The 10,035-nt window shown below is 35.6% G+C and carries 8 protein-coding genes and 1 pseudogene; 3 read left to right on the top strand and 6 right to left on the bottom strand.

Annotation, left to right across the window (positions count from 1 at the left end; all coding sequences use genetic code 11):
- The coding region (locus GQ594_RS11595; RefSeq protein WP_160413029.1) for a tetratricopeptide repeat protein at positions 1-920 on the top strand (920 nt) is incomplete at its 5' end.
- 23 nt (positions 921-943) lie between these two features.
- Here GQ594_RS11595 and GQ594_RS11590 read toward each other — a convergent pair.
- Positions 944-1,120 (bottom strand): hypothetical protein, encoded by a 177-nt coding sequence (locus GQ594_RS11590; protein WP_160413031.1) that lies wholly within the window; start codon positions 1,118-1,120, stop codon positions 944-946.
- 160 nt (positions 1,121-1,280) lie between these two features.
- Here GQ594_RS11590 and GQ594_RS11585 point away from each other — a divergent pair, with 160 nt between their 5' ends.
- A complete protein-coding gene (locus GQ594_RS11585) occupies positions 1,281-2,582 on the top strand; it encodes a tetratricopeptide repeat protein (protein WP_160413033.1) in 1,302 nt (433 codons plus the stop codon).
- A 161-nt stretch (positions 2,583-2,743) separates the two neighbouring features.
- Positions 2,744-4,036 carry a tetratricopeptide repeat protein gene (locus GQ594_RS11580; protein WP_160413035.1) on the top strand — a complete coding sequence of 431 codons (1,293 nt, stop codon included), beginning with the start codon at positions 2,744-2,746 and terminating at the stop codon, positions 4,034-4,036.
- Between the two features lie 23 nt (positions 4,037-4,059).
- Here the strand turns inward: GQ594_RS11580 and GQ594_RS11575 are convergent, their stop codons facing one another.
- The 5 genes and pseudogenes from GQ594_RS11575 to GQ594_RS11555 all read right to left on the bottom strand — a co-directional run.
- Entirely contained in the window at positions 4,060-7,830 is a 3,771-nt protein-coding gene (locus GQ594_RS11575) for a T6SS effector BTH_I2691 family protein (protein ID WP_160413037.1), read from the bottom strand.
- A 135-nt stretch (positions 7,831-7,965) separates the two neighbouring features.
- Positions 7,966-8,106 (bottom strand): annotated as a pseudogene (locus GQ594_RS12535) (type VI secretion system Vgr family protein); the annotation flags it as partial.
- Positions 8,054-8,428, bottom strand: a complete 375-nt coding sequence (locus GQ594_RS11565) for a contractile injection system protein, VgrG/Pvc8 family (protein ID WP_237414291.1) — start codon at positions 8,426-8,428, stop codon at positions 8,054-8,056. The pseudogene GQ594_RS12535 and the gene GQ594_RS11565, both read right to left, overlap by 53 nt.
- Before the next feature lie 456 nt (positions 8,429-8,884).
- Positions 8,885-9,835, bottom strand: a complete 951-nt coding sequence (locus GQ594_RS11560; protein WP_160413044.1) for a DUF4123 domain-containing protein — start codon at positions 9,833-9,835, stop codon at positions 8,885-8,887.
- Positions 9,836-9,844: 9 nt separating this feature from the next.
- A partial coding sequence (locus tag GQ594_RS11555; RefSeq protein WP_160413046.1) for a DUF2345 domain-containing protein occupies positions 9,845-10,035 on the bottom strand: 191 nt, incomplete at its 5' end.

Raw genomic sequence — 10,035 nt, 5'->3', positions numbered from 1 at the left:
GCTATATCTACGAAAACGGCTCTGGCGGTAAACCGCCTCGCAACTACTTTTTTGATGAAAACGGCAAAAATGCTGACCCCGATTTACCCTATATTGAAGCCAAATTTGCTCCTTATGAATTTCAACTACCTTCTGACCCTTATTCCCGTGCAATTTACCCAATGAGCGAATTTGGTCAAGGCGTTGAGCCTGATTTGGCTAAAGCCATCGAATGGTATCAAAAAGCGGCTAATAAAGGCCATGCCCTTGCTCAAACTAATTTAGCTTATTTTTATTTATTCGGTATCGGCGTTAAAAAAGATGAAAAGCAGGCCTTTGAGTTATATCAAAAAGCCGCTAAACAAAACTGCGCCCCAGCGCTTAAAACACTGGCCTTTATGTATATGCAAGGTCTTGGCACTCAGCAAGATATACCTAAAGGTTTTGACGCTTTGGTACAGGCTTTTCGTGTTATGCCTGATTACAGTTTAGAGGATGTTATCTGGCGTATTGAAAATAACGAAAATTATAAAAAATACTCACTTAAAGCTAAAATTGAAGATTATAAAGAACCATACCGACAAAAATTTGAACCAAATGATTCCAGTGATGAAGACTACATTACTGAACGGTTTAAATTCTTTAATAATATTTACCAACTTTACCTTAGAGATGGTATTGGATCAATGTATAGTTGGCAACGACCAACTTGGTCAATTGTATTAGGTGAAACAGTGGGTGAAATTACCCCACTAAAAGAGCGTTATTATATAAAAAAGGCAATCCAAGGATATTATACAACCATAACTTTATTAAGTTACTATTATAAAGGCGAAGTACAAGATATTGCAAAAGCCCAACTTTGGCGTAAATATGCTATCATCATGACGGAGGGAAAACATCCAAGTAATTGGCCAGGCTACCCCCCGCTTGAACAATAAGGGCATCTAAGTGCCCTTATTCTTTATTTAAGCCATTTATGAACATTATTTTGAGCCGTTAATAAAATAGACTCGTAATCGTTTTTCATACTTTCAATTGCTTTTTTGTTAATTTGAGAAAGATTAACACCGCTCTCTTCTTGGAACTTTTCAACAAACATATTGAGTTTTTTAAACGAGTTAATTTGATCTAAACTCATTTTAAATCTTAGCTCACCTTTACGTACTCCTAAAACTGAATAGGTGATCCAAGCTTGAATTTCATCGTCAGTGACTGCTATTCGGAATTAATAATCTGTTTTATCTAGGGGTGTTTTATGTTAACTTGATGTTTTATTGAACGATTAACTGGAGCACGCTATGTTAGCATACAACAAATTCCCCTTTTTATTGATTGTGTTAGTTGGATTATCATTGCCCAGTGCGGCTAAAACCAACACAAAGTGTTTGCCACTTAAAAAAGATGAAGCCAATATCGCTATTTGTACCAAACTGGCCGATAAAGGCGAGGCTACAGCACAAAATAATCTGGGTGAAATCTATTATCAAGATGCCTTGTTACATAAAGGCTACCACACTAAAGCCAGATTATTGTTCGAAAAAGCCGCGGCTCAAGGATTGGCTAAAGCCCAATATAATTTGGGGGCGATGTATCGTGATGAGTTTAATAACTTTCCTGTTGCATTAAGCTGGTTTGAAAAAGCCGCCGCTCAAGGTGATTTGGATGCGCAAAATAGTATTGGCTATATCTACGAAAACGGCTCTGGCGGTAAACCGCCTCGCAACTACTTTTTTGATGAAAACGGCAAAAATGCTGACCCCGATTTACCCTATATTGAAGCCAAATTTGCTCCTTATGAGTTTCAACTACCTTCTGACCCTTATTCCCGTGCAATTTACCCAATGGGCGAATTTGGTCAAGGTGTTGAGCCTGATTTGGCTAAAGCCATCGAATGGTATCAAAAAGCGGCTAATAATGGCCATGCCCTTGCTCAAACTAATTTAGCTTATTTTTATTTATTCGGTATCGGCGTTGAAAAAGATGAAAAACAAGCCTTTGAGTTATATCAAAAAGCCGCTAAACAAAACTGTGCCCCAGCACTTAAAACACTGGCCTTTATGTATATGCAAGGCCTTGGCACTCAGCAAGATATACCTAAAGGTTTTGACGCTTTGGTGCAGGCTTTTCGTGTTATGCCTGATTATAATCTAGAAGATATTATCTGGCGTATTGAAACTAACGAAAATTATAAAAAATACTCACTTAAAGCTAAAATTGAAGATTATAAAGAACCATACCGACAAAAATTTGAACCAAATGATTCAAGCGACGAAGATTATATCGCTGAACGATTTCAATTTTTTAATCGAATCTATCAATTGAATTTTACGGGTACTGTTGGGGCAATGTATGATTGGACAAGACCAACATGGTCAGTAATATTAGGTGAAACTATTGGTGAAATTACCCCACTAAAAGAGCGTTTTTTTGTTAAAAAATCGATACAAGGATATTATAAACGCATGACATTATTAAGTTACTACTATAAAGGCGAAGCACAAGATATTGCACAAGCCCAACTTTGGCGTAAATATGCTATTACTATGGGGCAGCTACCATTTGAAAATTACTGGCCAGGCTACCCACCGCTTGAAGAATAAGGGCACCTAAGTGCCCTTATTCTTTATTTAAGCCATTTATGAACGTTATTTTGGTTTTAATTTCATCCTCAGTGACTGCTATTAGGAATTAATAATCTGTTTTATCTAGGGGTGTTTTATGTTAACCTGATGTTTTATTGAACGATTAACTGGAGCACGCTATGTTAGCACACACCAAATTCCCCTTTTTAGTGACGATGTTAATTGGGTTATCTTTGCCTAGTGCTTATGCTAAAACTAATACAAAGTGTTTACCACTTAAAAAAGATGAAGCCAATATCGCTATTTGTACCAAACTGGCCGATAAAGGCGAGGCTACAGCACAAAATAATCTGGGTGAAATCTATTATCAAGATGCCTTGTTACATAAAGGCTATCACACTAAAGCCAGATTATTGTTCGAAAAAGCCGCGGCTCAAGGACTGGCTAAAGCCCAATATAATTTGGGGGCGATGTATCGTGATGAGTTTAATAATTTTCCTGTTGCATTAAGCTGGTTTGAAAAAGCGGCCGCTCAAGGTGATTTGGATGCGCAAAATAGTATTGGCTATATCTACGAAAACGGCTCTGGTGGTAAACCGCCTCGCAACTACTTTTTTGATGAAAACGGCAAAAATGCTGACCCCGATTTACCCTATATTGAAGCCAAATTTGCTCCTTATGAGTTTCAACTACCTTCTGACCCTTATTCCCGTGCAATTTACCCAATGAGCGAATTTGGTCAAGGCGTTGAGCCTGATTTGGCTAAAGCCATCGAATGGTATCAAAAAGCGGCTAATAAAGGGCATGCCCTTGCTCAAACTAATTTAGCTTATTTTTATTTATTCGGTATCGGCGTTGAAAAAGATGAAAAGCAGGCCTTTGAGTTATATCAAAAAGCCGCCAAACAAAACTGCGCCCCTGCGCTTAAAACACTGGCCTTTATGTATATGCAAGGTCTTGGCACTGAGCAAGATATACCTAAAAGTTTTGCGACTCTAGAACAGGCTTACCAGATTTTACCAGACGATAATTTATGGCATATGATAAACCAAAAAATGCATATTCGTTACTCTTTAAAGACAACACTTAAATATTATAAAGAACCACGCCGACAAAAATTTCAAATAACCGATTCCAGCGACGAAGACTATATTACTGAAAAATTTAAATTTTTCAATCGAATCTATCAGTTAAATTTTATCAATGGGATTGGCCCTATAGAAATTTGGCCAAGACCAACATGGTCAAGCGTACTAGGTGAAACTATTGGTGAAATTACCCCATTAAAAGAACGTTACTTAGTAAAAGAGTCAATACAAGGTTACTATAAAACCATGACTTATTTAAGTTATTATTATAAAGGTGAAGCACAAGATATTGCAAAAGCCCAACTTTGGCGTAAATATGCCATCACTATGGGAGAGTTACCATTTGAAAATTACTGGCCAGGCTACCCACCGCTTGAAGAATAAGGGCACCTAAGTGCCCTTATTCTTTATTTAAGCCATTTATGAACATTATTTTGAGCCGTTAATAAGATAGACTCGTAATCGTTTTTCATACTTTCAATTGCTTTTTTGTTAATTTGGGAAAGATTAACACCGCTCTCTTCTTGGAACTTTTCAACAAACATATTGAGTTTTTTAAACGAGTTAATTTGATCTAAACTCATTCTAAATCTTAGCTCACCTTTACGTACTCCTAAAGCAGAATAGGTGATCCAAACTTGAATTTCATCGTCAGAAAAATAGTCATAAAGTAATTCTAAAACCAAAGCTATTATGCCAACAACACCTGCAAAACGGAATAATATTGTACGCATAGCAAATAGATCAAACGCTTTTTGAACGCCTTTTTTAGCAAAGCGTGCTGCTAGCTTTTCTGCCGCTGGTGTAATTTTAGCTTCAATAAAAGTTTGTACCCAAGCATAACGATAGCTCATACACATTAACGAAAAAGCACTGCCTGAGGCAAAATAACTCAAAGATGATGCACTAGCTAAAAATATTGACAAGACACTACCAAATTCACCATCTTGTATAATGGATTTTATCATTTTAGCCCCCATTAAAAAGCTAACTAATCCAGTAAAAACACCAAAAGTAAATTTGGAATAAATAAACACTGATGTTCGCCCAGTTAAAACTTTTGTCACACTGGCTGTAATATCTGCAGCAGCGGCAATGAGCGAACTAGTAGCTATCATTTTTTCCATTATAATATCACTATCATTAGCAAACAGATTAGGCTTTTTGTCCATCACATATTGCCAGTTATAAATTTCGAATGCACCGACTAAAAAAGAAAGTCTTACACTGCGAAATTGAAGTTGTTTGCGATTAACATTGATCCCTGTACCATCTTCAAACACTTTAAAGGTAATATTTAATGCTTTTTTAAAGACATGTTCAATTTCAACCAATTGGCGATGAAATCGTTGGTCAATATCTTTGATCACTTGGTTTAAGCTATTGCGCAAATCTTTAATCAGTTTTTTTACTTCAGCTGAATAGGCATTAGATACTAACTTTAAGCCACCACCAACATCAACACCCGAAAAACTAAGGCTTTTAAAGGTTATCCACGCTTCAAACAGTTGATATTTTAGGTGAGCATAAACCACGCAGATTTTCCAAACTGTCCCCGAAAGGGCCAGTATTGACGATTCGGCAATCATTGCCCCTAAACTATACAAACCATTACCGATAGGTTTACAGAGCTTGATCAGATTGTCGTGCATCCGCAATACTCCGTTACAAATTAGCCCTGGTGAGTCATAGTTAGCCAGATATTTGATTAAAATTGTTCTTTTACCCAGATTAGTGTTAAGGGCAATTGTGGTTAATCCTTCGATTTTTTTTAGCCGTTGCAGTTCAGTAAAATACTCAAGCATTAAAGTTGCATAGCGAAATTGACTCGTAATAAATGATAGACTTTCTATTTCTATATTTTTTAATAATTGCTCTTTGTATTCCGTTTCTTGTTCATTACTAACCACATCATAAATATTTTGAAGGACTTTCATTGCTGGCTTAAAATCGAAGAATTGTGCCCGTAATGCCAATATGACAAAGTGGGTTTTACGCAGTTTAATATAGGCGCCTGATTCAACATCGATCCCTTTTAGATGTTTAAGGTCATACATTTTTTGGTTAAATTGCCGTCCTGTTTCGCACCCTTCTAGCCCATGTGTTGAACGGGTATAAACCGATTGAAAATAAAATCCGTTAATATTGACATTTTTTAGTTGTTCACATTGCTCCTCTGTAATTTCTTCATTTGATAGAGCCTCTTTTAACTCTTTATCCATTTCTATTTTAAATTCAAGCCACTTTGGATCGTCGCTATCAATTTTGATGTTATCTTCATATGCTAAGTCATTAATCGCCATAAGATAATGGCTTTGCTCAAGCCAGCGAATAAGCTGTTTAGCACGTTCATTTGCTATTTTTTCTACTTCTTTATTAACTTGATTAAGAATAGCATCGAAATCTTTACTGTCTAAGCGTTCGGTGTACTTTTCAAGAGCTTTATCAACTTTTTGATCGAGCTTGGCTTTATGTTGCTCTTTTTTACTGTCATAGTCATTTACCAGTTCTTGATAGACTTTGTGCAAAATTAAAGCGGTTTCTTTGGTTTCAATAAGGCTGGCATCAAGTGTAAACGATGAATATTTAACTAACTTTGCATAGATAGAGTTTGGATAATAGCCTGCTAATCCTGGCACTCCAGGATTATTTTTATGTGTCATATGATATTTATCATCTTCATAACTATCAAATTTAAGGTAATTCATAAATTTTTGATAATAAAGATGCCCAAATGGTTTGCCATAAAAGTAATCTTTGACCAATAAAATATAAGATTTGACCATGTTATAAAATTCACGTTTCCTTGGTGCAGGTGAATTTTTAACGACCGAAATGTCAATACCTAGACCTTGTGCAACAGTTTCAATATTAATATCACCACCATATTGTTCTAATTGTATTGCTGGTATTTTTCTAAGGACAAGCCCTCTTAACTTTTCCTTTTGATAATCGTGATCATCAATGGTTAATCCTTTATCAATAATCTGATATATTTCATCTTTGTAAGGTGCTATTTCAAAGTCTTTTTTAGCGACATCTGATTCAACATAAGCACGAACTTTGGTCATACATTGTTTTACATCGCACTCCATTTCGGCTTCTTTTTTAAATTGAGCTAAGTGACCATAAATGTCGTTATAATAATTATTTAAATCTTGAGCAACACCTAATGCATCTTCTATTGCTAAGATCATTGGCGTGCCATCATTACCGCTATAATTTTGCATATTTTTGTATAACGTATGTAAACTACTTTGGTATTGCTCCGCTAAAATCGCTTTAGTATCTGTGCCTGGAGCTGTCATAAAAGACTTTGTTTTAAAAGGAGCCCATGGTTGGTTTGTGCTGTTAAGCTTTAGTTTTTCTTTTTTAAATGTATATTCGATAAAATATTCAGTTGTATAAGATATTCCTGTATAACTAACATCACTAACTTTTGAAACGCGCTTTTCTGTTACTTCTTTCCAAAAAATAGCCTTGTTTTTACGATCTTTATCATCATCGTTTAAAAACATAGGGTATATTTCATTACCACGTTGATTATCAGGCATTAGTCGATCTGTTATAAAATTAAAATCAAAATCTAAAATTTGCTTTAATGACTCTTCGGTGGCGACCGTTGCACTCACTTGTTGTTGCTGATTTTTCCATGCTTGAATATTGATTTCTTGCATTCTAGGTAATGGCGATTTGGTGCTGTCAAGCAACATTTCTTTAGTCCATGGAAATTCACTATAAGCAATGTAAGCTTTTTCGTGACGGAATGAATTAGGTATAGTAATAAACGAAGTTAATTCTGGATTTTGATCTAAATTAGGACACTTATAAGAATCATCATTGCTGTGTTCAGCTGTTGGAGCAGTAAAAATGGAATGTTGTAAAGTCAGCTGCCCCTTGCTATTGACTTCATAAACAATCCAACTTTTATCAATATCAGCTAAATTAACTTCGTCTAGTGAGTTTTGTACAAGACTAGGCAAATGAAGATAAATAAATCCTTCCCTTATTCGGCGAATATGATATTGGTAATCATCATTTAAAGGTACTGTTGTGACTCCATCTAAATGCGCCCATGAAGGTTTTGAACAATTAAGATAAGTGGGAATAACAGTATAACGCACAGGAAATATAGCAAGTCCATCCCGTTGACAACCGCATTTTTCTTTTGTGTTCATTTTTTATCCTTTTTTGTTTAGTGTTACAAAATATGAAATAGAAAATTACCTAAAATATTTTTTCTAAAATCGCTTAAATATTGTTGGTTGTTTTTCTTTTATCATTTGTAATAGCTCAATATCTTCACTGAGTTACTCCTTTTTATTAACGACTAAATGACTGATATTAAGCTGGGTTTTGCCGTATTCAGTGGCGCGTTTAATATGCTCTTGCCCCCGTTTGTCATCCATGCGCAGTTTGTTGTTGGCTAGCGTCCGGAGCACATTGCGGTAATTCCACCACCTTGACCACGCTTTGATTTTGAAAAATCGCACACTGCTTTTCTAGAGCTAACAAAGCTAAACGAGATGATAAAACAATTTGATAATGCGCTCGCGCTTTACTGACCGTAGGTAAATCACTTAATAAGCGAATGGCGGTGCTTAAGAGCTTATTGATAACAAGATTAAATAAGAAAGTGGCCTTTTGGTTAAGGAGGGAATCAAGGGACAGGGATTTATCAGGACTGGTAAATTCAATGGTATAATACCAAGGCTGATTGAGTGGCTCATCGTTTTTAACCTGCAACACTGACACCAGTGAACTCAGATCTTCCATAGTTAGCGTATACCGATTATGACTCACACTTTTCACCCTATCAATTAACCCATTAACCAATCCCTCACCTAACTTGTCAACCAACGGGTCAAACTTGTTTGCCATGCTTTTGTCTTTCCTTTTACCGTTTAATATTATTATTTATTAGCTAGTTAAACTACCACTGTAGTTTTACACACAACCGCATAAGCAATGAATTATAAACTATTTTAGCTTGAGTTTTAACCATTATCTTTAAAATCCCTTTGATTAATATAGCTAATTTATATTGATTAATCAGATAGCAGGAAAAACACACTTGCCAGAAAAAAGAGAAGAGCGCCAATTTTTATCAATCTAGGAGGGTGACGATAGTTTGGTACTACTGTGTATCTCACTGGTGGTATTGCCAGTCCTTTCGTTTGGCATCCACATTCTGGTGTATTGTTTGTATCTGCCATACCATTTCCTCATTTTTTATGCTAATGTTTGCCTGTTTTGTTGGTTTAATGTATGTAATTTTTTCACTATTGGGTAGTATTCGCTAGCCTTTGATAAATCTTGAATTTGTTCGGCAATTTTTGGAGTAAGATCAAAATCTTGCCCCCACTTTAATGCGAATTTTGCCCATTCAAATTGCACATCTTGATCTTGGATATTTTTTTGTTTTAAACGAAGCAAACAAGGCATGATTTTTTGTAGTGATTGAATTTCATCAATATCAGTTTGTTTGTTTTCCAACCTTTGCGATTGAATAATTTTGTTATTTATTCCAATACAATCTAGTTGTTGATATTGTTCATCGGTTATTATGAGGTCTCCAATATATGCAGGGTAGATTTGTCCTTCATGACGATGAACCCTGAGCATACCTTGCCGATTTATCATCGTCCAGATTTCAATATAGCCTAATAGTTTGTTTTGCTGTTTTGGACTAAATAAGCTCATCAATTGAAAAAAGACAGTCGGATCGTAATAACGTAGAAGAATTGTTTTTCGACTTCGTTTTTGTAATGCTAAAGTAGCCAAATCCCTAGCAATGGATTGTGCTTTTTTATGCGTAAATAACCAAGCACAATATTGCTGACCTTGACCTGTAGATATTGATTCTGGATCTAATTGTTTTAATCCACAATCAATCATATAACTTAGTACCGATTGTTCATATTTATCACGTAGATCTAGTTCTATCAGCCATGGACATCTGGCAGCTAATATTGACGGATGCATGATCCGTATTTGATGTAGTCTCAGATGAAGTCTATAAAAATTCATAAAAGGAGCATTGATCGGGTTTAAAAATGGATCGACAATAACTAAACAACGTTGTTTATAAGCTTGAGATAACATGATAATTTGCTTGCTAATTGCAATGGCATTCGTTGATAATCGACTTAAATCGATAGCAGTTTGACCATATTTTAACATAGGATATCCTTACTCTAAAACAATACAAGCCTGTTGTTTCTGAACTTGCTGTCCCTGTTTTTGCTGACAGCTTACTTCACCAGGCAGATCTTTTGTATGAGACAAATTAGCTGCTCCCATTTTCTGCAATACATTACACTTAAGATAGATATTATCCTGTGTACCCAGTTCGATACCTTCGCTGCTGATTTTGATATAAG

Origin of the sequence: Gilliamella sp. Pra-s52 (genome assembly GCF_009795805.1) — a bacterium.
Lineage (GTDB): Bacteria > Pseudomonadota > Gammaproteobacteria > Enterobacterales > Orbaceae > Gilliamella.
Note: the sequence above shows the minus strand (reverse complement) of the source record. Positions and strands in the feature narration are given on the sequence as shown.

Excerpts from the sequence above, each read along its gene's own strand:
- GQ594_RS11590 (WP_160413031.1), bottom strand. The coding sequence starts at position 1,120 with ATGAGTTTAGATCAAATTAACTCGTTTAAAAAACTCAATATGTTTGTT.
- GQ594_RS11585 (WP_160413033.1), top strand. The coding sequence starts at position 1,281 with ATGTTAGCATACAACAAATTCCCCTTTTTATTGATTGTGTTAGTTGGA.
- GQ594_RS11580 (WP_160413035.1), top strand. The coding sequence starts at position 2,744 with ATGTTAGCACACACCAAATTCCCCTTTTTAGTGACGATGTTAATTGGG.
- GQ594_RS11575 (WP_160413037.1), bottom strand. The coding sequence starts at position 7,830 with ATGAACACAAAAGAAAAATGCGGTTGTCAACGGGATGGACTTGCTATA.
- GQ594_RS11565 (WP_237414291.1), bottom strand. The coding sequence starts at position 8,428 with ATGGAAGATCTGAGTTCACTGGTGTCAGTGTTGCAGGTTAAAAACGAT.
- GQ594_RS11560 (WP_160413044.1), bottom strand. The coding sequence starts at position 9,835 with ATGTTAAAATATGGTCAAACTGCTATCGATTTAAGTCGATTATCAACG.